This window comes from Streptomyces sp. NPDC001027 (assembly GCF_040299045.1).
GTDB lineage: Bacteria > Actinomycetota > Actinomycetes > Streptomycetales > Streptomycetaceae > Streptomyces.
The window spans coordinates 1-26,846 of record NZ_JBEPBI010000070.1; the positions used below are offsets into that span (position 1 = coordinate 1).

At 71.8% G+C, this 26,846-nt stretch carries 25 protein-coding genes; 11 read left to right on the forward strand and 14 right to left on the reverse strand.

Annotated features, from left to right (window positions below):
* Positions 1–367: 367 nt before the first annotated feature.
* Positions 368–1,144, forward strand: a complete 777-nt coding sequence (locus ABT300_RS20495) for an SDR family NAD(P)-dependent oxidoreductase (protein ID WP_351677572.1) — start codon at positions 368–370, stop codon at positions 1,142–1,144.
* Between the two features lie 48 nt (positions 1,145–1,192).
* Here ABT300_RS20495 and ABT300_RS20500 read toward each other — a convergent pair whose 3' ends face one another.
* Positions 1,193–1,498: a hypothetical protein gene (locus ABT300_RS20500; RefSeq protein ID WP_351677575.1), complete on the reverse strand. Its 306-nt coding sequence runs from the start codon at positions 1,496–1,498 to the stop codon at positions 1,193–1,195.
* A complete protein-coding gene (locus ABT300_RS20505) occupies positions 1,486–1,761 on the reverse strand; it encodes a hypothetical protein (protein WP_351677578.1) in 276 nt (91 codons plus the stop codon). The genes ABT300_RS20500 and ABT300_RS20505 overlap by 13 nt, the downstream gene beginning before the upstream one ends.
* A 176-nt stretch (positions 1,762–1,937) precedes the next feature.
* Here ABT300_RS20505 and ABT300_RS20510 point away from each other — a divergent pair, with 176 nt between their 5' ends.
* The gene (locus tag ABT300_RS20510; protein WP_351677581.1) at positions 1,938–3,194 is read left to right on the forward strand and encodes a GNAT family N-acetyltransferase; all 1,257 of its coding nucleotides are present in this window, start codon (positions 1,938–1,940) and stop codon (positions 3,192–3,194) included.
* Between the two features lie 40 nt (positions 3,195–3,234).
* Here ABT300_RS20510 and ABT300_RS20515 read toward each other — a convergent pair whose 3' ends face one another.
* Positions 3,235–4,428 carry an RtcB family protein gene (locus ABT300_RS20515; RefSeq protein WP_351677583.1) on the reverse strand — a complete coding sequence of 398 codons (1,194 nt, stop codon included), beginning with the start codon at positions 4,426–4,428 and terminating at the stop codon, positions 3,235–3,237.
* Between the two features lie 210 nt (positions 4,429–4,638).
* Between ABT300_RS20515 and ABT300_RS20520 the strand changes: the two genes are divergently transcribed.
* The 3 genes from ABT300_RS20520 (at position 4,639) to ABT300_RS20530 (ending at position 8,009) form a co-directional block, all read left to right on the forward strand.
* Positions 4,639–5,484 carry a DUF3558 domain-containing protein gene (locus tag ABT300_RS20520; RefSeq protein ID WP_351677586.1) on the forward strand — a complete coding sequence of 282 codons (846 nt, stop codon included), beginning with the start codon at positions 4,639–4,641 and terminating at the stop codon, positions 5,482–5,484.
* 118 nt (positions 5,485–5,602) lie between these two features.
* Positions 5,603–6,589: a DUF3558 domain-containing protein gene (locus ABT300_RS20525; protein WP_351677589.1), complete on the forward strand. Its 987-nt coding sequence runs from the start codon at positions 5,603–5,605 to the stop codon at positions 6,587–6,589.
* A gap of 76 nt (positions 6,590–6,665) precedes the next feature.
* On the forward strand, positions 6,666–8,009 hold the full coding sequence (locus ABT300_RS20530) for a DUF2637 domain-containing protein (RefSeq protein WP_351677592.1): 1,344 nt from the start codon (positions 6,666–6,668) through the stop codon (positions 8,007–8,009).
* 116 nt (positions 8,010–8,125) lie between these two features.
* Here the strand turns inward: ABT300_RS20530 and lysS are convergent, their stop codons facing one another.
* Complete coding sequence (lysS, locus tag ABT300_RS20535) at positions 8,126–9,868, reverse strand: lysine--tRNA ligase (protein ID WP_351677595.1); 1,743 nt, start codon at positions 9,866–9,868, stop codon at positions 8,126–8,128.
* Positions 9,869–10,107: 239 nt separating this feature from the next.
* On the opposite strand from lysS, the gene argS reads away from it, so the two are divergent.
* Positions 10,108–11,877, forward strand: coding sequence for an arginine--tRNA ligase (gene argS / locus ABT300_RS20540; protein WP_351677597.1), 1,770 nt, complete (start codon positions 10,108–10,110; stop codon positions 11,875–11,877).
* A gap of 68 nt (positions 11,878–11,945) precedes the next feature.
* Here the strand turns inward: argS and ABT300_RS20545 are convergent, their stop codons facing one another.
* A complete protein-coding gene (locus ABT300_RS20545; RefSeq protein WP_351677600.1) occupies positions 11,946–12,413 on the reverse strand; it encodes a peptidoglycan-binding domain-containing protein in 468 nt (155 codons plus the stop codon).
* A 228-nt stretch (positions 12,414–12,641) separates the two neighbouring features.
* On the opposite strand from ABT300_RS20545, the gene ABT300_RS20550 reads away from it, so the two are divergent.
* Positions 12,642–13,430: a DUF4253 domain-containing protein gene (locus tag ABT300_RS20550; RefSeq protein WP_351677602.1), complete on the forward strand. Its 789-nt coding sequence runs from the start codon at positions 12,642–12,644 to the stop codon at positions 13,428–13,430.
* Between the two features lie 19 nt (positions 13,431–13,449).
* Here the strand turns inward: ABT300_RS20550 and ABT300_RS20555 are convergent, their stop codons facing one another.
* Complete coding sequence (locus tag ABT300_RS20555; RefSeq protein WP_351677603.1) at positions 13,450–14,655, reverse strand: aminotransferase-like domain-containing protein; 1,206 nt, start codon at positions 14,653–14,655, stop codon at positions 13,450–13,452.
* Positions 14,656–14,908: 253 nt separating this feature from the next.
* Between ABT300_RS20555 and ABT300_RS20560 the strand changes: the two genes are divergently transcribed.
* Positions 14,909–15,136: a hypothetical protein gene (locus ABT300_RS20560; protein WP_351677605.1), complete on the forward strand. Its 228-nt coding sequence runs from the start codon at positions 14,909–14,911 to the stop codon at positions 15,134–15,136.
* On the opposite strand, the gene hemB is transcribed toward ABT300_RS20560, so the two are convergent.
* The 3 genes from hemB to ABT300_RS20575 form a co-directional block, all read right to left on the reverse strand.
* A complete protein-coding gene (hemB, locus tag ABT300_RS20565; protein WP_351677607.1) occupies positions 15,133–16,125 on the reverse strand; it encodes a porphobilinogen synthase in 993 nt (330 codons plus the stop codon). The two genes, ABT300_RS20560 and hemB, sit on opposite strands and share 4 nt — an antisense overlap.
* A 303-nt stretch (positions 16,126–16,428) precedes the next feature.
* Positions 16,429–17,586, reverse strand: a complete 1,158-nt coding sequence (locus ABT300_RS20570) for a helix-turn-helix domain-containing protein (protein WP_351677608.1) — start codon at positions 17,584–17,586, stop codon at positions 16,429–16,431.
* Between the two features lie 273 nt (positions 17,587–17,859).
* Entirely contained in the window at positions 17,860–18,294 is a 435-nt protein-coding gene (locus tag ABT300_RS20575; RefSeq protein WP_351677654.1) for an ATP-binding protein, read from the reverse strand.
* Between the two features lie 151 nt (positions 18,295–18,445).
* Here ABT300_RS20575 and ABT300_RS20580 point away from each other — a divergent pair, with 151 nt between their 5' ends.
* Together ABT300_RS20580 and ABT300_RS20585 are read left to right on the forward strand one after the other, a co-directional pair.
* Positions 18,446–19,288 carry a helix-turn-helix domain-containing protein gene (locus ABT300_RS20580; protein WP_351677610.1) on the forward strand — a complete coding sequence of 281 codons (843 nt, stop codon included), beginning with the start codon at positions 18,446–18,448 and terminating at the stop codon, positions 19,286–19,288.
* Entirely contained in the window at positions 19,285–19,488 is a 204-nt protein-coding gene (locus tag ABT300_RS20585; protein ID WP_351677612.1) for a DUF397 domain-containing protein, read from the forward strand. The genes ABT300_RS20580 and ABT300_RS20585 overlap by 4 nt, the downstream gene beginning before the upstream one ends.
* A 261-nt stretch (positions 19,489–19,749) precedes the next feature.
* On the opposite strand, the gene ABT300_RS20590 is transcribed toward ABT300_RS20585, so the two are convergent.
* The 5 genes from ABT300_RS20590 to ABT300_RS20610 all read right to left on the reverse strand — a co-directional run bounded on the left by ABT300_RS20590 (position 19,750) and on the right by ABT300_RS20610 (position 25,450).
* A complete protein-coding gene (locus tag ABT300_RS20590) occupies positions 19,750–21,456 on the reverse strand; it encodes a bifunctional uroporphyrinogen-III C-methyltransferase/uroporphyrinogen-III synthase (protein WP_319281447.1) in 1,707 nt (568 codons plus the stop codon).
* Positions 21,453–22,412, reverse strand: coding sequence for a hydroxymethylbilane synthase (hemC, locus tag ABT300_RS20595; protein WP_351677614.1), 960 nt, complete (start codon positions 22,410–22,412; stop codon positions 21,453–21,455). The genes ABT300_RS20590 and hemC overlap by 4 nt, the downstream gene beginning before the upstream one ends.
* A gap of 5 nt (positions 22,413–22,417) precedes the next feature.
* Positions 22,418–24,136: a glutamyl-tRNA reductase gene (locus ABT300_RS20600; RefSeq protein WP_351677617.1), complete on the reverse strand. Its 1,719-nt coding sequence runs from the start codon at positions 24,134–24,136 to the stop codon at positions 22,418–22,420.
* Positions 24,133–24,897 carry a redox-sensing transcriptional repressor Rex gene (locus ABT300_RS20605; RefSeq protein WP_351677620.1) on the reverse strand — a complete coding sequence of 255 codons (765 nt, stop codon included), beginning with the start codon at positions 24,895–24,897 and terminating at the stop codon, positions 24,133–24,135. The genes ABT300_RS20600 and ABT300_RS20605 overlap by 4 nt, the downstream gene beginning before the upstream one ends.
* A gap of 280 nt (positions 24,898–25,177) precedes the next feature.
* The gene (locus ABT300_RS20610; protein WP_351677623.1) at positions 25,178–25,450 is read right to left on the reverse strand and encodes a glutaredoxin family protein; all 273 of its coding nucleotides are present in this window, start codon (positions 25,448–25,450) and stop codon (positions 25,178–25,180) included.
* Positions 25,451–25,552: 102 nt separating this feature from the next.
* Between ABT300_RS20610 and ABT300_RS20615 the strand changes: the two genes are divergently transcribed.
* Complete coding sequence (locus ABT300_RS20615; RefSeq protein WP_351677626.1) at positions 25,553–26,491, forward strand: HAD family hydrolase; 939 nt, start codon at positions 25,553–25,555, stop codon at positions 26,489–26,491.
* Positions 26,492–26,846: the final 355 nt, after the last annotated feature.

Consider the following 26,846-nt stretch of genomic DNA (forward strand, 5'->3'; position numbering starts at 1 on the left):
ACCAGCCGAGAAGCCCCCGCACCGCTTGACGAAAGACATAGAGGCACCCCCCCCGGCCCGGCGGCCTCCCTCGCCGCCCCCTTCCCCTCTGCCGCCTCCGGCTCCCCCGCCGGCGCCGCGCCCCCCCGTCAGCGCCGCGCCGCACCCCACACCGTCAGAGCCCGCAACCCGCGCATGCCGCCACTCCTCGACCGGAAACCGCCCGGCCCGTACGCAGGGCATGCATGCCACGCCCGGCGCCCGGCAGACGCCCTCCAACAGGTGACGACGGCCCGCCGCGGACCCCCGGCCGGCCGCACATCACGCCCGCCTATCCTGGCCGTAGCCCAGCCGTACCCCGCCCCGCACCCCGCCCGAGGAGCAGTCCATGGCCGCCGCCGTACCGCCCACCGCCTCCCGCATCGCCGTCGTCACCGGTGCGAGCAGCGGGATCGGCGCCGCGACCGCCCGGGAACTCGCCGCGGCCGGCTACCGCGTGGTCCTGACCGCCCGCCGCAAGGACCGCATCGAGGCGCTCGCCGAGGAGATCACCCGCTCGGGCGGCTCCGCCACGGCCTACCAGCTGGACGTCACCGACCGCGCCGCCGTCGACGAGTTCGCCACCGCCTTCCGGACGATCGGCGTGCTCGTCAACAACGCCGGCGGCGCGCTCGGCGCCGACCCCGTCGCCACCGGCGACCCCGCCGACTGGCGCGCCATGTACGAGACGAACGTCCTCGGCACCCTGAACGTCACCCAGGCGCTCCTGCCCCGGCTCGAGGCGAGCGGCGACGGCACCGTGGTCGTGGTGTCCTCCACCGCCGGTCTCGGCACCTACGAGGGCGGCGCGGGCTATGTCGCCGCCAAGCACGGCGCGCACGTCCTCGCCGAGACCCTCCGCCTGGAGATAGTCGGCCGGCCGGTCCGGGTCATCGAAATCGCCCCCGGCATGGTGAAGACCGACGAGTTCGCCCTCACCCGCTTCGGCGGCGACCAGGACAGGGCGGCCAAGGTCTACGAGGGCGTCGCCGAACCCCTCACCGCCTCCGACGTCGCCGAGACGATCGCCTGGGCGGTGACCCGTCCCAGCCACGTCAACGTCGACCTCCTCGTCCTGCGCCCCCGCGCCCAGGCGTCGAACACCAAGGTCCACCGGGAGCCGTGAGCCGGCCGCGGCGGCCCCCGCGCGCGCAGGGGCCGCCGCCGCGCGCGGTCAGGGACCGGGGCAGTCCGGATCGTCGACGATCACCGCGTTGGCGGGGATGACGACGACGTCGTCCTCGTCCTCGGCCTGCACGAACTTCGTGGTGGCATAACCGCGGCGGCCCTTGCCGACGCACTTCGTCGCCAGGTTCCCGAAACCGTCGGGCATGTTGAACACCTCGGCGGGCGTGTCCTCCCCGGTCCGCCCGGCCACCGGGGCGTCGGCCTTGCCCCGCTCGTCGTAGTACTCCTGCGAGCACCCGCCGAGCAGCAGCGCCAGAGCGCACGCCACGACGGCCGCCGTCAGCCGCCGCACGTCTTGTCCTGCACGATCTGCACGTTGGACGGACCGGTCGCGTTGGTCGTCACATACGCCCGGTACCCGTGGCCCACGCACTTCGTGGCCAGGTTCCCGAAACCGTCGGGCATGTTGAACACCTCGGCGGGCGTGTCGTCCCCCGCCTTGCCCTGCACCGGGGCGTCCCCCATGCCCCGCTTGTCCTCGTACTCCTGGGAACAGCCGGCCAGCGACCCGACGGCCAGCAGCGCCAGCCCCGCGGCCCAGACTCCCGCACGCATCCGCCTGCGTTCCATTGCGGCACCCCCGTCTTCCCGTGTCCCCGTGACCTGCGACCCGTCGACCCCGCGCCTTCGCGGGTCCACGGGTCGCATCCCTGTTCGAGCAAGCTCGAAGGTGCACCTGAAGACACCGCCGAGCGCCGTTCCGGTTCCCGCTCCGCCGTAAGGTCTGGTCCGTGGACCGACACATACCGTTCGAGACCCTGCACAACTTTCGCGACCTGGGCGGATACCCCGCCGGCACCGGCCACCGCGTCCGCCCCGGCCGTCTGTTCCGCGCGGACTCCCTCGGCGGACTCGCCCCCGGCACCGCGGACTGGGACCGCTTCCTCGCCCTGGGCGTGCGCACGGTGATCGACCTGCGGCGCCCCCGGGAGATCGAGGCACAGGGCCGCGTCCCCGGGCACGGCTCCTTCGCCTACCGGAACGTCAGCATCGAACACCGCTCCTACGACCGGCCGGCGCCGACCCCGGACGCCGACCCCGGCCCGTACCTCTGCGCCCGCTACCTGGAGGTCGCCGAGGACGGCGCCGAGGAGATCGCGACGGCACTGCGCCTGGTGGCCGCGGCGGAGGAGCCCCTGGTCTTCCACTGCGCCTCCGGCAAGGACCGCACCGGCCAGCTCGCCGCCCTGATCCTCAGCCTCCTCGGCGTCCCCGACGAGGTGGTCGTCGAGGACTTCACCCTCACGGAACTGGCCGCACCCGGTCTGCTCGCCGGCTGGCGCAGCCGCAACGGGGGCCGCTCCCCGGCCTGGCCGACCTTCGGCCGCGCCCCTGGGGCGGCGATGCGCCTGTTCCTGGCGGCCCTGCGCGAGCGCCACGGCTCGGTGGAGGCGTACGTGACGCGCGCCCTCGGTCTGAACGCGGCCGAACTGTCCACGGCCCTGCGCTCCCGCCTCCTCGAACCGCTCCCCGCCGGCTGGCCGGAGCCGTCCTACCGCAGGGCGCGGCCGCAGGACGCCGCCGCCCTGGTCCGCCTGCGCGACACGGCCGCCCTGTGGCAACTCGCCCGCGGCATCCGGCAGTGGCGGCCGGGCGAGAAGACCGAGGCCCACTTCCTCGACCGCATGCGCGAGGGCGAGGTCTGGCTGGCGCACACCGGCGCCGCCCTCACCGGCGCGTACGAACTCTGGTGGGACGACCCGGCGGCCTGGGGCCCCCGTCCGCCCGAGGCGGGCTACGTCCACCGCCTGATGACGGCCCCCCACACCGCCCCGCCCGGCGCGGGCCGCGGGCTGCTGGCCCACGCCGAGTCCCGCATCGCCGCCGCCGGGCGCCCCTACGCCCGCCTCGACTGCCTCTCCGCCAACCCCCGCCTGCGCGCCTACTACGAGTCGGCCGGCTACACGGTCGTCGGCGAACAGCGCGCGAAGGACGGCGGCTCGGGCAGCCCGTACGCGGTGACCCTGCTGGAGAAACGGCTCACGTGAACCGACGGACGAGGCGCCCGCTCACGGGAGCCTCGTCCGCTCAGCCCTTCACGCAGATGAACTGCTTCAGCTTCGCCACGACCTGCACGAGATCCCGCTGCTGGTCGATGACCTGCTCGATCGGCTTGTAGGCGCCCGGAATCTCGTCCACCACGCCGGAGTCCTTGCGGCACTCCACGCCCCGCGTCTGCTCTGCCAGGTCCTTCGTCGAGAAGCGGCGCTTGGCCGCGGTCCGGCTCATCCGCCGACCCGCCCCGTGCGAGGCCGAGTTGAAGGCCTTCTCGTTGCCCAGGCCCTTCACGATGTACGAGCCCGTGCCCATCGAGCCCGGGATGATCCCGTACTCGCCCGAACCCGCCCTGATCGCGCCCTTGCGCGTGACCAGCAGGTCCATGCCCTCGTACCGTTCCTCCGCCACGTAGTTGTGGTGGCAGGAGATCTCCTGCTCGAAGGTCGGCTTCGCCTTCTTGAACTCCTTGCGGACCACGTCCTTCAGGAGCGCCATCATGATCGTGCGGTTGTACTTCGCGTACTCCTGCGCCCAGTAGAGGTCGTTGCGGTAGGCCGCCATCTGCGGGGTGTCCGAGATGAAGACCGCGAGGTCGCGGTCGACCAGGCCCTGGTTGTGCGGGAGCCGCTGGGCCACGCCGATGTGATGGTCCGCCAGTTCCTTGCCGATGTTGCGGGAACCGGAGTGCAGCATGAGCCAGACCGACCCGTCCTCACTCGTACAAAGTTCAACGAAGTGATTGCCCGCGCCCAGCGTCCCCATCTGCCGGCCCGCCCGTTCGCGGCGGAACCTCACCGTCTCCGCGACGCCGTCGAACCGGCTCCAGAAGTCGTCCCAGCCGCCGGCGGCCAGACCGTGGAACCGCCCCGGATCCACGAGGTCGTCGTGCATCCCCCGCCCCACCGGCACGGCCTGCTCGATCTTCGAGCGCAGCCGGGACAGGTCCCCCGGCAGGTCGTTCGCCGTCAACGACGTCTTGACCGCGGACATCCCGCACCCGATGTCGACCCCCACTGCCGCCGGACAGACGGCCCCGCGCATGGCGATGACCGAGCCGACCGTCGCGCCCTTGCCGTAGTGGACGTCCGGCATGACCGCCAGGCCCTTGATCCACGGCAGGGTGGCCACGTTGCGCAGCTGCTGCAGCGCGCCCTCCTCGACCGACGCCGGGTCGGTCCACATACGGATGGGCACCTTCGCGCCCGGCATTTCCACGTACGACATATCGCCCTCATTCCCCCGGAAAACCAAAAAAGTTGTGAATCGCAAAACCGGTGCCAAGGTCGTCGAAAACAGACGACGGACCGGCATCCACGGTGGTGCGTGCGATACACATTGTCTGCAGGGACCCGCCTCGCCCGGCAAGCGATTAACCAGCGAGGACGCGGACCCGAAGACCCCCCATCCCGAAGTGACCGTCGAGAGGAGCCGACCGTGCAGCGGAAGGCCTACGTACCCGGCGTCGTCGCGCTCCTCGCGGCGCTGCTGGCCGGCTGCACAGGCGGCTCGGACGACGCCGGCTCGCACGACGACTCCAACCCCGGCGAGGCCAACACGTCGGCGCCAGCCGCCCAGCCGGGCAAGTACGCCACGCTGCCGGAGGCGTGCGGCGTGGTGAGCCGGGCCACGCTCGACTCCCTGCTTCCCGGCATCCAGCAGCTCACCGACGTGACGCGACGGGACGCGGCCTACGCCGGCGAGGCGACGCTGACCTACGACACGGACCGCAAGGTGGGCTGCCGTTGGAAGGTGGAGTCGGCGGACGCCACCGACCACCTCCTCGTCGACTTCGAGCGGGTCGTCTCCTACGACAACGCGGTGAGCGACGACTCCCAGGCGGAGACGCTGTTCGCGAAGAAGGTGGCGGCGGCCGACCTGCCGGCGCCCGCCGCGTCCGCCACGACGGGCGCCCCGCCCTCCCCCAGCGCGACGAACTCCCCGAGCGCGGGAGCATCGTCCTCGTCGACGGCCTCCTCCTCCGTCTCCCCGCCCGCCTCCTCGGCGTCGGCGTCGGCCTCCTCGACGACCGCGGCGGCCGATCTGCAGCCCCGGCTCCTGGACGACCTCGGCGACGAGGCGTTCATCGACGACGCGCTCGCAAGCTCCGGTTCGACGGTCGCACAGCGGACGGTGACTGTGGCGTTCCGCACGTCGAACGTCTTGGTGACCATCCAGTACGAGGAGCAGCCGGCGATCGTCGGCGTGACGCCGGACAGTGAGGAAATGCAGGACAAGGCCAGGAAACTGGCCGCGCAGTTGGTCGACTCGCTGGCCGGCTGAGGTCGGTTCGGGGCGCGTCGCGCCCCGCCCGCGAAGCCTTCGAAGCAGAACCGCACACAGTCTTCACCGCGTACCGTGGCCCCTCGGACCCGATCCGACCGCAGGAACCACGAGCGTCATGAGTGAAGGAACCATGCAGCGACGAGCCCAGCGAGACGGCCAGTTCAACCAGCGCGAGGAGCGTGACGAGCGAGCGACGCGCACAGGGGGGCTGGGCCGCCTCCTGGCAGCCGCGTTCGCCGTCCCGGTGATGCTGATCGCCGCGGGCTGCTCCTCGGACTCCGGCTCGGACGACGGCTCGAAGGACGCCGGCGCCGGCGCCGGTTCCGCCGCGGACTCCGCCGCGAGCACCGCCCCCACCGTGCAGGCCGCGGCGTACCAGAAGCTCCCGAAGGCGTGCGCGGTGGTGTCGAAGAAGACGCTGACCGAGCTGGTGCCGAAGGGGGTCGCCGCCGGCAAGGAGGGGACGACCGGGGACAGCGCGGACCGGGCGAGCTGTTCGTGGTCGAGCCTCGCCAACAACGGCGTGAAGGGGTCGCAGTTCCGCTGGCTGAACGTGTCGCTGCTGCGCTTCGAGTCGGACGCGACGACCGGCGACGGCGAGTCGCAGGCGAAGACGTACTACGCGAAGCAGGTCAAGGACTCCCAGGCGGTGGCGGGCGCGACGAACGCGAAGTCGCTGCCGGTGGCCGGCGCGGGCGACGAGGCGACGCTGGTGCGTTACGACCTGAAGAAGACCGAGGGCGCCTTCAAGCAGCAGACGGTGGTGGCGCGGGTGGAGAACGTCGTCGTCACCCTGGACTACAACGGGGCCGGTCTCGCGGGTGACAAGGCGCCGAGCGCGGACGCGCTGGCGGCGTCGGCGCAGAAGGCGGCGAAGGAAGCGGTGGCGTCGGTGCGATCGGCCAACGGCGCTGGCGGCGGCGGGAGTTCGGCGGATTCGCCGGCCGGTTCGCCGACGGGTTCGGCCAGTCCGTCCCCGTCGAAGTCGGCGTCCGTCTCGCCGGGTCAGGGAGCCTCGCTGCCGTCGGCGGCGACCCCGGAGGCGACGGCGTCCAAGACGGCCGCGGCGGCCCCGAAGGCGACCGCCTCCGCGAAGAGCTGACGGTCCGGAAAGGCGTGCACCGCACACATGTGCCACCCTGTTGCGCGCAAGAACACGCAAGGGGAGGGGAGTGCGGGTGGCCGCGCCAATACAGCTGACCCGGATGCACCGCGTTCTCATCGGCGTGGTCGTGACCGGCGCCGTGATCATCGCCGGCATCGGCTTCGCCGGTTCGTACGCGGCCGTCCGTGAGCTGGCCCTGGAGAAGGGCTTCGGGAACTTCTCGTATGTGTTCCCCATCGGCATCGACGCGGGCATCTGCGTCCTGCTGGCCCTGGATCTGCTGCTGACGTGGATCCGCATCCCGTTCCCGCTGCTGCGGCAGACGGCGTGGCTGCTGACCACGGCGACGATCGCGTTCAACGGTGCGGCGGCCTGGCCGGACCCGCTCGGCACGGGCATGCACGCGGTGATCCCGATCCTGTTCGTGGTGTCGGTGGAGGCCGCCCGGCACGCCATCGGCCGGATCGCGGACATCACGGCGGACAAGCACATGGAGGGCGTGCGCATCACGCGCTGGCTGCTCTCCCCCGTGCCCACCTTCCTGCTGTGGCGCCGGATGAAGCTGTGGGAGCTGCGCTCCTACGACCAGGTGATCAAGCTGGAGCAGGAACGTCTCGTCTACCAGGCCAGGCTGCGATCGCGCTTCGGCCGCGCCTGGCGGCGCAAGGCTCCCGTGGAGTCGCTGATGCCGCTGCGGCTGGCCCGCTACGGCGTCCCGCTCGCGGAGACCGCCCCGGCGGGCCTGGCGGCGGCGGGGATAGAACCCGCGCTGCTGCCCCCGGTGCCGACCCAGGCGCAGGAGCGGGCGCAGGTGCAGTCCCACGCCCCGGCCGAGCTCCAGGGGCCGACGGCGCCGACGTCCCCGGGGAATCCCCAGCTTGCGCAGAATCAGCAGTACGCGCAGGATCCGTCGGCCGGCTTCGGACGACAGGCGCAGCAGCCGTACGGGCAGCCGGGACAGCCCGGGCAGCCCGAGGAGGACCAGAGCCCCTGGTTCCAGGCGATGCCGCACGAGGTCGCCTACCAGGGCGGCTACGACCCCACCTACGACCCCGCGGAGCAGTACGCCGACTGGTACGACGAGCAGCGGGACGCCGAGCAGTACACGGACCAGTACCAGGAGGAGCCCCCGGTCCAGGAGCCGTCCCCGGAGGAGACCGGTTCGTTCCCGATCCCGGTGGTCCCCGGCCGCAGCCGCGAGCTCGGCGGGGGCGGCGGCTCCCCGGAGCCGACCGAGGAGGACTACTACATGGTCTTCAAGAAGTCGATAGACGGCAGCTACCCCACCTCGGGCCAGCTCAGGGACGACGTGGAAGCGACGTTCGGCGTGACGATCCCGCAGCGCGAGGCCGACCGCATGGTCAACCGCTTCACCAACCGCCACACGGCGGAGCTGCAGGAAGACCACATCGCCTGAGGCAGCGCATCGAGGCGGAAAGCAGGAAAAGGGGCCCTCGGCAGAGGGCCCCTTTCCTCACTCACGGCTCGCCTGCTCGCGGCTCACCACCTGCTCACGCACGGCTCACGCGCCGCTCACTCCCCGAGCAGGGCCCGTACCCGGTCCTGGCCGACGGCCAGGAGCAGGGTGGGCAGGCGCGGACCGGTGTCGCGTCCGACCAGCAGGTGGTAGAGCAGGGCGAAGAACGTGCGCTGGGCGGTCTTGATCTCCGGCGGGAGCTCCTTGGGCGTGGCGTCGGCGGAGAAGCCCGCCTGCACCTTGGGGACGCCGTAGACGAGGTGGGTGAGCCCGTCGAGGGACCAGTTGCCGGCGAGTCCGTCGAGGAGGAGCCGCAGGGACTGCTGGGAGGCCTCGTCGAGGGACTTGAGCAGTTCGGCGTCCGGCTCCTGGCGCACGATGGTGCGCTGGTCGGCGGGGACGTGCGTGTTGATCCAGGCCTCGGCCCTGTCGTACCGCGGCCGGGCCTCGTCCAGGGATCCGAGCGGGTCGTCCGGGTCGAGTTCGCTCAGGATGCGCAGGGCCTGCGCCTCCTCGCCGGCGGTGATGTCGGCGACGGAGGCGAGCGTGCGGTACGGCATCGGCCGCGGGGTGCGCGGCAGCTCCGCGCCGGCGGTGCGCACCGCACGCGTGTGCGCGGCGACGTCGGCGGGCAGGGCGGAGCCGTCGGCCACCTTGCCGTCGAGCTTGTCCCACTCGTCGTAGAGCCGCTGGATCTCCTGGTCGAAGGCGATCTTGAAGGACTGGTTGGGGCGGCGACGGGCGTAGAGCCAGCGCAGGAGCTGCGGTTCCATGATCTTCAGGGCGTCGCCGGGGGTGGGCACGCCGCCCCTGGACGAGGACATCTTCGCCATGCCGCTGATGCCGACGAAGGCGTACATCGGCCCGATGGGCTGCTTGCCGCCGAAGATGCCGACGATCTGGCCGCCGACCTGGAAGGAGGAGCCCGGGGAGGAGTGGTCGACGCCGGAGGGCTCGAACACGACTCCCTCGTAGGCCCAGCGCATCGGCCAGTCGACCTTCCAGACCAGCTTGCCGCGGTTGAACTCGTTGAGCCGGACGGTCTCCGAGAAGCCGCAGGCGGTGCAGGCGTAGGTCAGCTCGGTGGTGTCGTCGTCGTAGGACGTGACGGTGGTGAGGTCCTTCTCGCAGTTGCCGCAGTAGGGCTTGTACGGGAAGTAGCCGGCGGTGCCGGAGGAGCCGTCGTCCTCGTCGGCCGCGCCGGAGCCCTCGGCGGCCTCCAGCTCGGCCTCGTCGACCGGCTTCTGCTGCTGCTTCTTCGCCGGGGCCTTCTTGGTGCGGTACTGGTCGAGGATCGCGTCGATGTCGGCGCGGTGCCTGATCGCGTGCAGGATCTGCTCGCGGTAGACGCCCGAGGTGTACTGCTCGGTCTGGCTGATGCCGTCGAACTCGACGCCGAGTTCGGCGAGCGACGCGGTCATCGCGGCCTTGAAGTGCTCGGACCAGTTCGGGAAGGGCGAGCCCTGCGGGGCCGGGACGGAGGTCAGCGGCTTGCCGATGTGCTCGGCCCAGGAGTCGTCGACGCCCGCGATGCCCTGGGGCACCTTGCGGAAGCGGTCGTAGTCGTCCCAGGAGATGAGATGGCGCACCTGATGTCCGCGACGGCGGATCTCGTCGGCGACGAGGTGCGGGGTCATGACCTCGCGGAGGTTGCCGAGGTGGATGGGGCCGGAGGGGGACAGTCCGGAGGCGACCACGACCGGTTTGCCGGGGGCCCGACGCTCCGACTCTTCGATGACCTCGTCCGCGAAACGGGAGACCCAGTCGGTGGTCTCGGTGCTCTGAGCCACGATCGGCACGTCCTTCTTTCTCCGGGGCAGCCGGTACGGTCGACGGCTGGAGCCCCATTCTCCCAGTTCCGCCCGCAACCGCGAAAACCCCTTTACGAGACCGTGCCCGGGCCCGGGCCTCAGCCCTGCCCTGGCGTCCGCCCGAGCCCCCGCCCGGGCCCCGGCCTTTCGCGCCCGGATAACCGCTTTACCCCGCGTGGGATACTGGCGACGTCTACCGATCCCACGAGGAGAACGGCTCCCACCCCATGACCTCGGTCACGTCGCTCACCGAACTCGTCCGTCAGTGCCTCGCGAACGCCCTCTCGGCCACCCTGCCGGAGGCCGGTGCGGACCCGCTGCTGCGACGAAGCGACCGGGCCGACTTCCAGGCCAACGGCATTCTGGCGCTGGCCAAGAAGGCGAAGGCCAACCCGCGGGAGCTGGCCACCCAGGTGGTGGCGAACGTGGTGTCGGGCGAGGTGATCCGGGAGATCGAGGTCTCGGGCCCCGGCTTCCTCAACGTCACGATCTCCGACGAGGCGATCACGCGGACCCTGGCCGCGCGCTACGCCGACGACACGGCCCGCCTCGGCGTGCCGCACGCGGCGCAGCCGGGCACGACGGTCATCGACTACGCCCAGCCCAACGTGGCCAAGGAGATGCACGTCGGTCACCTGCGCTCGGCGGTCATCGGCGACGCGGTGGTCCGGATCCTCGAGTTCACCGGCGAGACGGTCGTGCGCCGGCACCACATCGGCGACTGGGGAACCCAGTTCGGCATGCTCATCCAGTACCTGGACGAGCATCCGCACGAGTTGGACCACAAGGACGCCGAGGTGAGCGGCGAGGAGGCGATGTCGAACCTCGACCGCCTCTACAAGGCGGCCCGTCGGCTCTTCGACTCGGACGAGGAGTTCAAGACGCGCGCCCGTCGCCGGGTCGTGGACCTCCAGGCGGGCGAGCCGCGCACGCTCGCGTCCTGGCAGAAGTTCGTCGACGAGTCCAAGATCTACTTCTTCTCCGTCTTCGAGAAGCTGGACATGGAGATCCGGGACGAGGACATCGTCGGCGAGTCGGGTTACAACGACATGCTGCACGAGACCTGCCGCCTGCTGGAGGAGTCCGGGGTCGCGGTCCGCTCGGAGGGCGCGCTGTGCGTGTTCTTCGACGACGTCAAGGGCCCGGACGGCAACCCGGTGCCGCTGATCGTCCAGAAGTCCGACGGCGGTTTCGGCTATGCGGCCACGGACCTGTCGGCGATCCGCGACCGGGTGTTCCAGCTGAAGGCGGACACGCTGCTCTACGTGGTGGACGCCCGTCAGTCGCTGCACTTCAGGATGGTGTTCGAGACGGCGCGCCGGGCCGGCTGGCTGGGCGACGACGTGAAGGCGCACCAGTTGGCCTTCGGCACGGTCCTGGGCAAGGACGGCAAGCCGTTCAAGACCCGTGAGGGCGAGACGGTGCGGCTGGTGGACCTGCTGGACGAGGCGGTCGACCGGGCGACGGCGGTGGTCGGCGAGAAGCGCGAGAAGGTCGGCCTGACGGACCAGGAGGTCGTGGAGAACGGCCGGTACGTGGGCATCGGGGCGGTGAAGTACGCCGACCTGTCGACGTCGGCGGTGCGCGACTACAAGTTCGACCTGGACCAGATGGTCTCGCTGAACGGCGACACGTCCGTGTACCTCCAGTACGCGTACGCCCGTATCCAGTCGATCCTGCGCAGGGCCGGCGAGGCCGGCCCCGCCGCCCATCCGGAGCTGGCGCTCGCCCCGGCGGAGCGGGCGCTGGGTCTGCACCTGGACCGGTTCGGGGAGACGGTCGCGGAGGCGGCGGAGGCGTACGAGCCGCACAAGCTCGCCGCCTACCTGTACCAGCTGGCCTCGCTGCTGACGACGTTCTACGACCAGTGCCACGTGCTGTCGCCCGACAACGCGCCCGAGGTCGTGGAGAACCGTCTGTTCCTCGTGGACCTCACGGCCCGCACCCTGCACCAGGGGATGGCACTGCTGGGCATCCGGACGCCCGAGCGGCTCTGAGACGACGGCAGCACGCGACCGCGGCCCGCTCTCCCCACGCTGGGGGGGGCGGGCCGTGGTCGTCGCGGTCAGCAGGGGTAGAAGACGCTCATCTCGTTGGCGAACCGCTTGAACGCGGCCTTGGTGTTCGCGCCGGCCTTCCCGTCGATGCTGTCGTTGTAGTCCCAGCCGAAGGCCAGCATGCGCTGCAGCGCGCGGATCGTGTTCGGGCCGGGATCGCCGTCGATGTCGTCGTTGTAGTCCCAGTACTCCTTCAGATGGCGCTGCATCGCCTTCCAGCTGTTGGTGCCCAGCTCGCCGTCGATGTTGCCGGTGTACCGGGCCGGGGCACCACGCATGAAGCACTGCACGTTCTTCGCCTGCTGGGCGCTCAGGCCGAAGTTCTGCGTCGCGAGGATCGCGGCCTGGGCGTTCACGGCCGTCCGTGACGCGCCGGCGGTGTCCGCGGCGCTGGCCGCGCCGGCCCCCGCCAGGGTTCCGGCTGCGATCCCGACGGCTGCGGTGAAGCCGACGAGCGTCTTGGTCAGAGCTCGCATTCTGTCCCCTCCGATGGTTGGCGGCCGGTCGGACCGACCGGCTCGGCAACGAGACTGGGGGGCGCGGAGCACCGCTCGCCACGGTCGCCGGGAAACTGACGTCCCCGCGGGACGACCACCCCTGCGGCCTGCGAGGACACGGCGTCGCGGGACGTGTCGACGGGACGGCCGCGGCGGCGGACGGCGGGCGGTGACCCGATGTCAGTGGCTGCCCGTACAGTCGCCGGCATGGCGACTCTTCCCAACCCGCTGCCGGGGCTCGCGTCCGATCCGAGCGGGCGCTCCCTCGGGCTGCTGCTCCCCCCGGGGAGACTGATCGACGCGCCCGACGAGGGTCCTTGGCACGAGCCGTTGCTGTGGCATGCGCAGCGGTCGGCCGCCCCGGGCAACTGGGCCGCGCTCGGAGGCAGTTCGGCGCGGGCGGGGCTGCTGCCGGTGCTGGTCGACCTGGGCGGCTCCCAAGGCGGCCCACAGGAGTGGGAGTTGGCGCCCGGGGAGATGTCGTACCCCGGCGATCACGACGCGGAGGACGTGCTCGCCGAGTACTGGGAGGAGTGCGCGGCCGACGGCGAGGAGTGGCCCGGCCTGGCCGACGGCCTCACCCTCGCCTCCGAGCCCGACGCACGCGCCGCGCAGGTCGCAGACGCGCTGACCGGCGAGGGCGGTTCCCTCTTCGCGGCTCCCCATCTCGCCCTGGTCCCGGCGCGCCGCAGCGCGGACGTGCCCGCGGCGCTCGGCTGGACGGGCCCGGCCAACCACGAGAGCGACACCGCCCGGCTGAGTGCGGTGCTGCGCTCGTGGGAGGACCGCTTCGGCATACGGGTCGTCGGGCTCGGCTTCGACGTGCTGGTGCTCTCCGTGGCCGCGCCGCCCGCCACGCCCGCGCAGGCCGCGGCGGTCGCCGCCGAGCACTTCGCGTTCTGCCCGGACAACGTCCTGCAGGGCGACGACGGGGACCTGGCCTCCTACGCGAAGCGGCTCGTCGGCGAACACGCCTGGTCCTTCTGGTGGGACTGACGGGCCGCCCCCGCACCCGTCACTCCCTGAGCCCCCGCCCCAGCCTGCGCAGCCCCTCCGCGATCTCCTGCGGCGTCTGCGTCACGAAGCACAGACGCAGCGTCGACCGGTCGGGGTCGCCCGCGTAGAAGGGGGCGCCGGGCACATAGGCCACGTCCTGGGCGACGACCCGCGGGAGGAGAGCCGCCGTGTCGTACGCGTCGGGCAGGCGGGCCCAGAGGAACATGCCGCCCTCGGGCGTGTTCCACACCGACCCGTCCGGCAGCGCCTCGCCCAGCCCCGTCAGCATGGCGTCGCGCCGTTCGCGGTACACGCCGGCCACCCGGGCCACATGGGCGTCGAGGTCCTCGACGGCCAGATAGCGGGCGGCGGCGAGCTGGTTGACGGTCGGCGTGTGCAGGTCCGCGGCCTGCTTGGCGACGACGCAGGCCCGCAGCAGCTCGGCGGGGGCGCGCAGCCAGCCGAGCCGTATGCCGGGGGCCATGACCTTGGAGAAGGAGCCGAGCAGCACCGTGCGGTCGCGGGCGTCGGGGTGGGCGGCGATCCAGGGCACACGCGCGCCGTCGTAACGGAGTTCGCCGTAGGGGTCGTCCTCGACGATCCACAGGCCGTGCCGGGCGGCGACGGAGGCGAGGGCGGCACGGCGTCCGGCGGGGAGGGTGCGGCCGGTGGGGTTCTGGAAGGTGGGCACGGTGTAGAGCAGCTTGGGCCGTTCGCGCACGACGAGGTCCGCGAGCGCCTCGGGGTCGGGGCCGTCCGCGTCGCCGGGCACGGCGAGGATCCGCGCTCCCGCGAGAGCGAGGACCTGGAGGGCGGCGAGGTAGCAGGGGGCCTCGACGAGGACGGTGTCGCCGGGGTCGACCAGCGCGCTCGCCAGCAGGGACAGCGCCTGCTGGGAGCCGGTGGTGACGAGGAGGTCGTCGGCGGCGGTGGGCAGCCCGCGGGCCGTCGTGCGGGCGGCGAGCCGCTCCCGCAGGGCCGGTTCGCCCTCGGTCGTGGAGTACTGCAGGGCTCGCGCCGGGGCCTCTTCCAGCACGTGCCGGAAGGCGGCGGCGACGCCTTCGCGGTCGAACAGCTCGGGCGCGGGCAGCCCGCCCGCGAAGTTGATCACCTCGGGGCGGGCGGTGACGGCGAGGATGTCCCGCACGGGCGAGCCGCCGACCGACCGGCTGCGGGCGGCGAGCGGGGGAACCGAGCGGGACGCGGAGACGGATGCGACAGTCATGTCCGCACCCTAAGGAGATACGTGCCGTCTACACCTGGGTTTCTGGCATGTGGACGGCCCGACAACCCGCACACCTCCGCCGCCGAAGCGTCCGCGCCCGGCGGACGCCGACGGCTCAGCAGCCGGTCGGGCGTCCCGCACCTCGTCCCGCATCGACGGCGTTTGCGCAGGTCAGGCAGTATGGGACCGATTCGGCGTCCCGAATCGGGCCACGGATGTGGAAGACGCGAGGCGCACGGCACAGGCTTGCCCCATGCCCACTCGCCCCACTCCCCCCACCCGGCGCCGCGTCCGTCTGCTCGCCGTCGCGCTCACCGCCGCCGCGGCGCTCGCCCTCACCGCGTGCCGTGACGGCGAGGGCCTGCGCGACGAGGGCCCGTCGAGCTCCAGCACCCTGAACGGCTCCGGCCCGCTCCCCGGATCCCTGACCGGCTCCGGCGCCCTGACCGGCTCCGGCTTCGGCTCCGGTGACCGGAGCTAGCGCAGCTTCCGGGCCGCTTCGGTGGCCCAGTAGGTGAGGATGTTCTGGGCGCCGGCCCGCTTGATCCCGGTCAGCGTCTCCAGGATCGCCCGGTCGCGGTCGATCCAGCCCTTCTCGGCGGCGGCCTCGATCATCGAGTACTCGCCGGAGATCTGGTAGGCGGCGACCGGCACGTCCACGGCGTCGGCGACCCGGGCGAGGACGTCGAGGTAGGGGCCGGCCGGCTTGACCATGACCATGTCCGCGCCCTCCTCCAGGTCGAGGGCGAGCTCGCGCATCGACTCACGGAGGTTGGCCGGGTCCTGCTGGTAGGTCTTGCGGTCGCCCTTCAGCGAGGAGCCGACGGCCTCCCGGAAGGGCCCGTAGAAGGCGGACGCGTACTTCGCGGTGTACGCGAGGATCGAGACGTCCTCCCGCCCGATCTGGTCGAGCGCGTCACGGACGACCCCGATCTGCCCGTCCATCATCCCGCTGGGCCCCACCACGTGGGCGCCGGCGTCGGCCTGCACCTGCGCCATCTCCGCGTACCGCTCGAGGGTGGCGTCGTTGTCGACGCGCCCCTCGTCGTCCAGCACGCCGCAGTGCCCGTGGTCGGTCGTCTCGTCCAGGCACAGGTCGGACATCACGAGCAGGTCGTCCCCCACCTCGGCGCGGACGTCGCGGATGGCGACCTGCAGAATCCCCTCCGGATCGGTCCCCGGCGTCCCGAGGGCGTCCTTCTTGGACTCCTCCGGCACCCCGAACAGCATGATCCCGGAGATCCCCGCCTCGACGGCCTCCAGCGCGGCCTTCCTCAGACTGTCCCGCGTGTGCTGCACGACCCCCGGCATCGCCGTGATCGGCACCGGCTCGCTCACGCCCTCCCGCACGAACGCGGGCAGGATGAAGTCGGCCGGATGCAGACGCGTCTCGGCGACCATGCGCCGCATGACGGGGGTGGTGCGCAGCCGCCGGGGACGCGTCCCGGGAAAGGATCCGTACTTCGTCATGCGCCCTACGCTACGCCCGGCCCGACAGCCCCTTTGCCGACGCCTCGTCGGCCCCTCACCGGTCCTCTCCGCCCTGCACGAGCCGTAGGTCGGCCTCGCGAGCGAACTCACCCACTTCGAAGGCCGCGTCACGCCAGTTGACGCACAGCTCCAGCAGTCGGTCGGTGTCCTGGGACCAGGGCGGACTGACAGGGCACGGTGGGGAACAGCACGGCCGAGGCGAGCCGCACCGCCGCCAGGGCGGCGCCGGCATGGGGTTCCACTCCGATCTCGGCGCCCTCCTGCCTCAGTGTCTCGAGGTCGTCAGCCGCTTCGAGCAGGGCTCGGTACACGCGTGCGTAGGCGGAGTGGGTCGTGTCGTCGGGCATGGGCCGCTTCCTCGGGAGTGGTGGGTGCGGGCGGGAAGTCCCGCGTCGGCGGGGGCTCAGACAGGCAGACCACCGGCGACCCCGGGGACGCTGCCGCTCTACGCGCACGGCAGTCCCGACAGCACTTGTCGGGCACCGACTCCCGGAAGACCCGCGTACAGCCGCCCTCACAGTCCGTCCAGGGGTCCGACCAGGGATCCGGCGGGATCGACACGGAGGCGGTTGGCGGGGCACCGTCATGATCTGCAGACGACGGAAGCGTCGGCAGGGGCGGGGGGAGACCTTCCCGGAGCCGGTGGGCGAGGAACCCCGCGGGAGACTTCAGAAGGGCGGGAACGTCGGCGGTCACGGCGTGGATCACGGCGGCCCGGGAGACGCCGTTGCCGAACCAGGCGACGACGGCGGGGATGAGGCGTTCCACGTCCTTCTGGGAAAGCGTGAAGCGGTCGTCGGCGCGGCGCAGGCCCGCGAGCAGGGCGAAGGCCTTGTCGCGGTGCTCGCTGCTGGACGGTCTCTGACCAAAGGGTTCGAAGGCGTCGAACGACTCGGACGACGGCGTCGGAGCCTCTTCTGGGACGGTGCCGCCTGCCGCATCGACCTCTACGGCTTCCACGACCACGACCGGCGCGGCCGGGACCACGGCCGCGACCGGAGTGACGCAGTCGGCGACTGCGTCGGGAGCGACCGGCTCCTCCCGTGCCGCGGTCGCCTCCGCCCGGCCCCGGGTGAGCGCCGGAGCGTTGTGCGCGTACGTCCGCGTGACGAAACGGCCCCCGTCCTTGCGCTCGCGCACCCGCTCCAGATAGCCGTGCGTCTCCAGCTCACGCAGCCCGAAGGCGATGCGGTCCCGCCCTTCGGGGAAGCGGTCGGCGAGGCTGCGGATGTCGACGGGGGCGCCCTGCGGCAGCGACAGGATGTGCGTGGCCAGCCCGATCGCGGTCAGCGACAACGCCCGGTGCTGGGCAAGGTGGTTGCCGATGATCGTGTAGTGGCTCGACTGGTACGCACGTACGTGGGTGACACCGGAGTGGGTGGCACTGAGCCGAACGCCCTGTGCCGGGCCCGGCACAGGGATAGGCTTGGTCACAGCCATGGGGAAGGTCCTGTCTTCCTCGGTGGTCAGGCCCTCGCACTGGGATTGCAGTCCCGGCGGGGGCCGATGCATGTGTGGGGTCGTCCGAGCCGAGCGTGCACGGCGCGAGGACGCACACGCCAGCCACAACGGCCCGTTTCACCCACCCGAGTGACAAACACGGGGTTTGGTTTGGTTGGAAGGGTTTTTTCCCGGGTTTCTTTCGTCTTTTACCGCCCGCAGCACCGGCCTTCACCCCACCGGGTCCCGTGTTTCCGGGCTCCGGTACGGAGTTCACCGGCATAGCGGGGAATCCAGCTCCGCCCACACGGTCTTGCACGGAACCGGCCCGCGTCGCACACCCCACCGGTCGGCCAGTTCCTCGACGAGCAGCAGCCCGTAGCCGGACTCCGCAGGGCCGTCGGTCACCGCTCGCGCCGGGGCGGGCAGGTGATCACCCCGGATGTCGGCGACCTCGACGCGCAAAGTCCCGGACGCGGTGACGGAGAGCGTGAGGCGGAAGCTGCGACCGGGAACGCGGCCGTGCAGGACGGCGTTCGCCGCGAGTTCGGCGACCACCAGCCTGGCCGGGTCCAACGGCATTTCCCAGGAGCGCAGTTGCTCGGCGGCGAGCAGACGGGCGAGACGGGCGCCACGCCGGGTGGCGGAGAGCGGCACGGAGAACTGCTGGAGCGGAGCACGCACAGTTTGTCGATTCACGTCACTCAGCGTGTCCGTGCCTGCGTAGCCTGTGAAGAAAAGCTGCCCGTGCGGACGGTGTCTGTCCGTGCGGCGTCGAGTTCCGTCCGGGATGTACGGGGTGACGGGGCGCGGGCATCCGGGGTTGAACGGAAAAGGGCGCGGCGGGAGGACGGCGGACGTGGGCGACTGGGACGCGGGACCGGAGGACGACGAGGAGGCGGGGGCCGTCATCAGGGCCGTCCAGCGGCAGCTGAAGCTGTGGCGGGAGTCGGCCGGCCTCACCCAGGCCGAGTTCGGCGCGGCCATCGGGTACGGCGAGGAGCAGGTCTCGTCCGTGGAGCGGGGACGCCGTATCCCCCGCCCCGAGTACCTGGACCGCGCGGACGAGGCCTTGTCGGCGGGCGGTAGGATCGCGGCGCTGCAGGAGGACCTGGCGGAGGTCCGGTACCCGAAGAAGGTCCGGGACCTGAAGAAGCTGGAGGCGGACGCGGTCGAGCTGTGCGCCTACAACAACTCGGTGATTCATGGGTTGTTGCAGATCCCTGAGTACACCCGGGCGATCTTCGACGCACGCCGGCCACAGTTCACCGAGGAAGAGGTGAACCAGCAGGTTGCGGCACGCTCGGCGCGTCAGAGGATCCTCGACCCGCCGTCGGGAGCACGCGTTTTCAGCTTCGTTCAGTGCGAGTCGACGCTGCGCAGGCCCATTGGGGGCAGGATGGTCATGCGACAGCAGCTCGAACGGCTGCTGAAGGTGAGCCAGTGGCGCAACGTGGACCTTCAGATCCTGCCCCTCGACCGTGAGGAGAACTCGGGAACCGACGGCTCGTTCAGGCTCCTCAAGCTCAAGAACGGAGCCACGGTTGCCTTCAGTGAGGCGCCTCTCAGCAGCCGGGTGATGACCGACCCCAAGGAAACGACGGTTCTCGACATCCGCTACGGAGTCATCCGCGCGCAGGCTCTCAGCCCTCGGGAGTCGTTGGCCTTCATCGAAAAAGTACTGGGAGAGACGAAGACATGACGCTCAAGGCTTCCGCCGCCGACGCCAAGCTGGAGTGGATAAAGAGCAGCTACAGCACTGCTGACGGCCCCGACTGCGTAGAGCTGGCCTCAGCCCCGGCCCGCATCCTGGTCCGCGACTCCAAGCACCCCCACGGCCCCCGCCTCGCCCTCGCCCCCACCACCTGGACGGCCTTCCTGCCGTTCGCGACCGACCACTGACCTCACCATTGGCCGGGCTCCCGCACCGACCGCCCCAGCGCCTCCGTCAGCGCCTCCCGCTAGGCGCTCGGGCCGCCCGCGCCGCGGAGTCTCCCGCCAGGGGCAGCCGTGGAGGAGTCATACCGACCCCTGAGGAGCACCCTTCTCAGGGGTCGGGCGTGTGAAGGCGCGCCACCGAAAACACGTGTGCCCTGCCTCTCCAGCGCGGAGAGGCAGGGCACATGGCCTGTCTGTCGTCAGGACAGCGAGCGGAGCAAGCGGCTAGGTGGCCCGCCTCCGGCGCGCGCCCGGTCGGCGCTCGCTCGGCCGGCTGACCGGGTCTCCGGCCTCCTGGGCCGCCGCGCGCCGGCGCAGACCGAAGTCGGCCAGCGCCTCGGCGAGCTTGTGCACCGACGGCTCGGGAGCCATCACGTCGACCCGCAGGCCGTGCTCCTCGGCCGTCTTGGCGGTCGCCGGACCGATGCACGCGATGACCGTGACGTTGTGCGGCTTGCCCGCGATGCCCACCAGGTTGCGCACGGTGGACGAGGACGTGAAGAGCACGGCGTCGAAACCGCCGCCCTTGATCGCCTCGCGCGTCTCCGCCGGCGGCGGCGAGGCCCGCACGGTCCGGTAGGCCGTCACGTCGTCGACCTCCCAGCCCAGCTCGATGAGCCCGGCCACCAGGGTCTCGGTGGCGATGTCGGCGCGCGGCAGGAACACCCGGTCGATCGGGTCGAAGACCGGGTCGTAGGGCGGCCAGTCCTCCAGCAGGCCCGCGGCCGACTGCTCGCCGCTCGGCACCAGGTCCGGCTTCACCCCGAAGGCGATCAACGCCTTCGCGGTCTGCTCGCCCACCGCGGCCACCTTGATGCCCGCGAAGGCACGCGCGTCGAGCCCGTACTCCTCGAACTTCTCCCGCACCGCCTTGACGGCGTTGACGGAGGTGAAGGCGATCCACTCGTAGCGTCCGGTCACCAGGCCCTTGACCGCGCGCTCCATCTGCTGGGGCGTGCGCGGCGGCTCGACGGCGATCGTCGGCACCTCGTGCGGGACGGCCCCGTACGACCGCAGCTGGTCGGAGAGCGACACCGCCTGCTCCTTGGTGCGCGGCACGAGGACCTTCCAGCCGAACAGCGGCTTGGACTCGAACCATGACAACTGGTGGCGCTGGGCGGGGGCGGAACGCTCGCCGACCACGACTATCACCGGCCGGCCGCCCTCCGGGGAGGGCAGCACCTTCGCCTGCTTCAGCGTCTGGGCGATCGTGCCGAGCGTCGCCGCCCAGGTGCGCTGCCGGGTCGTCGTGCCGGCCACGGTGACCGTCATCGGCGTGTCGGGCTTACGGCCCGCCGAGACCAGCTCGCCCGCGGCCGAGGCCACCGAGTCGAGGGTCGTCGACACGACGACCGTGCCGTCGGAGGCGCCGACCTCGGTCCAGCAGCGGTCCGAGGCCGTGCGCGCGTCCACGAACCGGACGTCCGCGCCCTGCGCGTCGCGCAGCGGCACACCGGCGTACGCGGGCACGCCGACCGCGGCCGCGATGCCGGGGACCACCTCGAAGGGAACGCCGGCGGCCGCACAGGCGAGCATTTCCTCCGCCGCGTACGTATCCAGTCCGGGGTCCCCGGACACCGCTCGGACGACCCGCCTGCCGCCCCGCGCGGCCTCCATGACAAGATGTGCGGCATCGCGCACAGCGGGTGTCTCAGCGGTTGTTGACGTGCCGTCAACGAGCGTCGGGCGGGGTGCGCCCGTGAGCGGAACAGGGTCCGGCGAAGGACCCGCGTCCGCGCTCACGACGGCGACTCCCGGCCTGGCGTGCGTCCGCACGACGTCGAGCACCTCGTGCTCGGCGACGAGGACGTCCGCGTGCGCCAGCGCCTCCACGGCGCGCAGAGTCAGTAGTCCCGGATCCCCGGGTCCGGCACCCAGGAAGGTGACGTGCCCGTGTTCAGGACCGGCGGCTGGAAGGGCGGTGGGGCTCACTGTGCTCGCTCCCCCATCAGACCGGCCGCGCCCTGGGCGAGCATCTCGGCTGCGAGTTCGCGACCGAGCGCCATTGCCCCGTCGTGCGTCTCGGGCACGGGACCGGTGGTGGACAGCTGCACCGTGCGAGCGCCGTCGGTGGTGCCGACGACGCCGCGCAGGCGCATCTCCTTGACAATCTGCCCGTCGGCCAGAAGGTCGGCCAGCGCGCCCACGGGGGCGCTGCAGCCGGCCTCCAGGGCGGCGAGCAGGGACCTTTCGGCAGTGACGGCGACCCGGGTGAACGGGTCGTCGAGTTCGCCGAGCGCGGCGATCAGCGCTGCGTCGTCCGCGGCGCATTCGATCGCCAGTGCTCCCTGGCCGGGAGCGGGCAGAACAGTGTCTATCGACAGGAAGTCGGTGACCTCGTCGATGCGGCCGATGCGGCTCAGGCCGGCCGCGGCCAGCACCACCGCGTCCAGCTCGCCGTCGTGCACGTACCGGATCCGGGTGTCGACGTTCCCGCGTATGGGGACCGTCTCTATGTCCAGCCCGTGGGCCCGTGCGTACGCGTTCAGCTGGGCCATGCGGCGCGGCGAGCCGGTGCCGATGCGCGCCCCGCGCGGCAGGTCGGTGAACTTCAGCGCGTCCCGGGCGACGATCACGTCACGCGGGTCCTCGCGCACCGGCACGGCGGCCAGGACCAGGTCCTCGGGCTGCGTGGTGGGGAGGTCCTTCAGCGAGTGAACCGCGAAGTCGACCTCACCCCTCGCCAGCGCGTCGCGCAGCGCGGTCACGAAGACGCCCGTGCCGCCGATCTGCGCCAGGTGCTCTCGGGAGACGTCGCCGTAGGTGGTGATCTCGACGAGTTCCACGGGCCGTCCGGTCACCCGGCTCACGGCGTCCGCGACCTGCCCGGACTGGGCCATGGCGAGTTTGCTGCGCCTCGTCCCCAGTCTCAGTGCCTTCGTACTCATGCCGCTCATGCCGGCCCTCGGTTCTGTGCGTTCTTCTCGGTGCTGTCCTCGGCCCGGGACACGGCGGCCACCGTCTCCTGGTCGAGGTCGAACAGGGTCCGCAGCGCGTCCGCGTACCCGGCGCCGCCGGGCTCGGCCGCGAGCTGCTTGACCCGTACGGTCGGCGCGTGCAGCAGCTTGTCGACGACGCGCTTCACGGTCTGCGTGATCTCCGCGCGGTGCTTGTCGTCCAGGCCGGGCAGCCGCCCGTCGAGCCGGGCGATCTCGCCGGCCACGACGTCGGCGGCCATGGCGCGCAGCGCGACCACGGTCGGGGTGATGTGCGCGGCCCGCTGTGCGGCGCCGAACGCGGCGACCTCGTCGGCGACGATCCGCCGCACCTGGTCGACGTCGGCGGCCATCGGGGCGTCGGCGGAGGCCTCGGAGAGCGACTCGATGTCGACCAGCCGCACCCCGGCGAGGCGGTGGGCGGCGGCGTCGACGTCCCGCGGCATCGCGAGGTCGAGCAGGAAGAGGACGGGCTGCGGCCGCGCCGGCGCGGCGACCGGCTCGGGCCTGCGGCGCTCGGGGATGCGGCCGACGGCGGCGGCGGTCGCGGCCAGCGCGGTGATCAGCTCGGCGTCGGCCGAGGGGTCGCGGCGGGCGGCGAGCCGGCGGTCCACGGTCGCGTTGTCGACCCAGGCGGCGTGCTGCTCCAGCGTGGCCGCGTCCATGCCGGCGACGGCGGCCTCCCCCAGCACGGAGAAGCCGGACTGCTGCACGGCGGACTGCTGCGCGGCGGCCAGGTCGAGCGGGCAGTTCTCGTCGGCGCCGGCCGAGGCGTGCGGCAGCGGCCGTACGTCCGCGGCCGGGCTCACCTCGTCGAAGGCGGCGGGCGCCCCGGTACGGCCCTCGACGGCGGCGGCGACCGCTTCCGCCGTCAGGACCAGGCCCGTCGCACCGGTGCAGGAGACGGCCACGTCGGCACGTGTCAGCTCGGCCGGCACCGATTGCATCGGTACCGCGCGGGCCGACACGTCCGTGCCGCCGCCCTCGGTCAGTATCTGGGCGAGCCGCTCGGCGCGGTCGAGGGTGCGGTTGGCGACCACGACCTCGGTGATCCCGGCGCGCGCCAGGGTGGCGGCGGCCAGCGACGACATGGAGCCCGCGCCGATGACGAGGGCCCGCTTGCCCCGCGCCCACTCGCTCACGTCCCCGCCCGCGGCCAGCTGCTCCAGGCCGAAGGTGACCAGGGACTGCCCGGCGCGGTCGATGCCGGTCTCGGAGTGGGCGCGCTTGCCGACCCTGAGGGCCTGCTGGAACAGGTCGTTCAGCAGCCGTCCGGCGGTGTGCAGCTCCTGCGCGCGGGCCAGCGAGTCCTTGATCTGCCCGAGGATCTGCCCCTCGCCGACGACCATGGAGTCGAGCCCGCAGGCCACCGAGAAGAAGTGGTGGACGGCGCGGTCCTCGTAGTGCACGTACAGGTAGGGGGTGAGCTCCTCGATGCCGACGCCGCTGTGCTGGGCGAGCAGCGTGGAGAGCTCGGCGACGCCCGCGTGGAACTTGTCCACGTCGGCGTACAGCTCGATCCGGTTGCAGGTGGCGAGGACGGCGGCCTCGGCGGCCGGTTCGGCGGCGACCGTGTCCTGGAGCAGCTTGAACTGGGCGTCCGTGGACAGGGAGGCCCGCTCCAGCACGCTCACGGGAGCGCTGCGGTGGCTCAGTCCGACGACGAGGAGGCTCATGCCGGCATCACGGCGGGCACGTCCCCGTCGGGTCCCTGATCGGCAGAGGCGTCGCGGCTGACGGGCGCGGGGGCGGCGGCGTCGCTCGCCGCGGCTTCCTCGACGGCCTTGCGCTGCTCGTGGAAGGCGAGGATCTGCAGCTCGATGGAGAGGTCGACCTTGCGCACGTCGACGCCGTCGGGCACGGACAGCACGGTCGGCGCGAAGTTCAGGATGGAGGTGATGCCGGCGGCCACGAGCCGGTCGCAGACCTGCTGGGCCACGCCCGGCGGGGTCGTGATGACGCCGATCGAGACGCCGTTGTCGGAGATGATCTTCTCCAGGCCGTCGCTGTGCTGCACGGCGATCCCGGCGACCTGCTTCCCGGCCATCGCGGGGTCGGCGTCGATGAGGGCCGCGACGCGGAACCCGCGCGAGGCGAACCCGCCGTAGTTGGCGAGCGCCGCGCCGAGGTTTCCGATGCCGACGATGACGACCGGCCAGTCCTGGGTGAGACCGAGTTCACGCGAGATCTGGTAGACGAGATACTCGACGTCGTAGCCGACACCGCGCGTTCCGTAGGAGCCCAGGTAGGAGAAGTCCTTGCGCAGCTTCGCGGAGTTGACTCCCGCGGCGGCGGCGAGCTCCTCGGAGGAGACCGTGGGCACCGAGCGCTCCGACAGTGCGGTCAGCGCGCGGAGGTACAGCGGAAGCCGGGCGACGGTGGCCTCGGGAATCCCTCGGCTACGGGTCGCCGGTCGGTGAGTTCGGCCAGTTGCCACGGTGCTCCTGCGGGTAGAGCGGGGCTGCAGGCGGTCACATGTTCCCAGACCGCCCCGTCGAGTGCAGGCTATGTCTTTGTGAACGCGTGCACAAAGATGGTGTCCGATTTGCCCGGCCAACGTGACCGGGGTCACGCGCGTCATTACAGGGGGCAAAACCGTCACTCTCCTCGTGAATCCCGCCCCCGAGACCAAAGCGCCATCGATCCTAAGCGACGCCCGGTACGTCCTTGTACTGCTCGGTCAGTTCTCTTCCGGTCCCAGCGGGGCTCACCCGGTCTCATCCGGCGAGCTCCTTGCGCAGCCGCCCCTCGTCCACCCGCCAGAAGGTGTGCTGCCGGCCGTCCACCAGGACCACCGGGATCTGCTCCCAGTACTGCTCGTACAGCTCGCGGTCGTCGGCGATGTCCTTCTCCTCCCAGGGCACGCCGAGCTCCTCGCAGACCCGCGCGATCACCCGCTCCGCGTCGTCGCACAGATGGCAGCCCGCCTTGCGGATGAGAGTGACCGACCGCTCGCGTGCGTCGGTCCGGCGTCGGAAGAGGGGACTCATGGCGCCATTGTCGCGCTTTCGGCGACGGGACGGCCGCGAGTGTTCACACGCTGCCAACCTCGCGGATCCGGAACAGCCGAACGGACTGGCTATGCTCACGCCATGGCCGCTCTAGGATGGCTCACTCCCCGTAGGCGTTCCGCCACGGCGCGGAGCGTGTTGGCAGGCGAGGCCTCGGCCGAGGCAGCCCGCAAGTCCACCCAGGAAGCCCTGGACTCCCAGGAAGCCCTGGACACCTCGGACCGGGAACCGCAGTTCCCGGTGCACGGCGACGCGATGGCCGCCGCCTTCTTCGACCTCGACAACACCGTGATGCAGGGCGCCGCGCTCTTCCACTTCGGCCGCGGTCTGTACAAACGGAAGTTCTTCGAGACCCACGACCTGGTCCGCTTCGCCTGGCAGCAGGCGTGGTTCCGGCTGGCCGGCGTCGAGGATCCCGAGCACATGCAGGAGGCCCGCGACTCGGCCCTGTCGATCGTCCAGGGCCACCGCGTCTCCGAGCTGATGTCGATCGGCGAGGAGATCTACGACGAGTACATGGCCGAGCGCATCTGGCCGGGCACCCGCGCCCTGGCCCAGGCCCACCTGGACGCCGGCCAGAAGGTGTGGTTGGTCACAGCCGCCCCGGTGGAGATCGCCCAGGTGATCGCCCGCCGGCTCGGCCTCACCGGCGCACTGGGCACCGTCGCGGAATCCGTCGACGGCGTCTACACCGGCAAGCTCGTCGGCGAGCCCCTGCACGGCCCCGCCAAGGCGGAGGCGGTGCGCGCGCTGGCGGCGGCGGAGAACCTGGACCTCTCACGCTGCGCCGCGTACAGCGACTCCCACAACGACATCCCGATGCTCTCGCTGGTCGGCCACCCCTACGCCATCAACCCGGACGCCAAGCTGCGCAAGCACGCCCACAGCCTCGACTGGCGGCTGCGCGACTACCGCACCGGCCGCAAGGCGGCGAAGGTCGGCATCCCGGCGGCGGCGGGCGTCGGCGCGGTGGCGGGCGGCACGGCGGCGGCGATCGCGCTGCACCGCCGCCGGCGCTGAGCCGACCGACGCGGGGCGAGGACCGGACGGAGCGGCCGGGCGGTACGACACCGCCCGGCCGCTCCGCGTTCCGCCCCGGCGCCCCGCCCGCCCCGGCGCCCCCGCGGCCGTCACGCCGGCGACAACACCCCACACCCACGAGCAAACCCGACCAATCCGACGGTCGTACGCACGTAACCCCGTATCCAGTTCCGTTGTCCGCGCACCGCCACAACACGCCCTGGACCGACCCGAAACTCGAACCGTTCCGATCAACAACCGCTCAGCCTGCATCACTTGATCGAGCGCCAATAGGCCACAGAAGCGACGTAATCGATGATTTGAGCAACTCGGCGTAGCAGCCCCTGTACGAAGC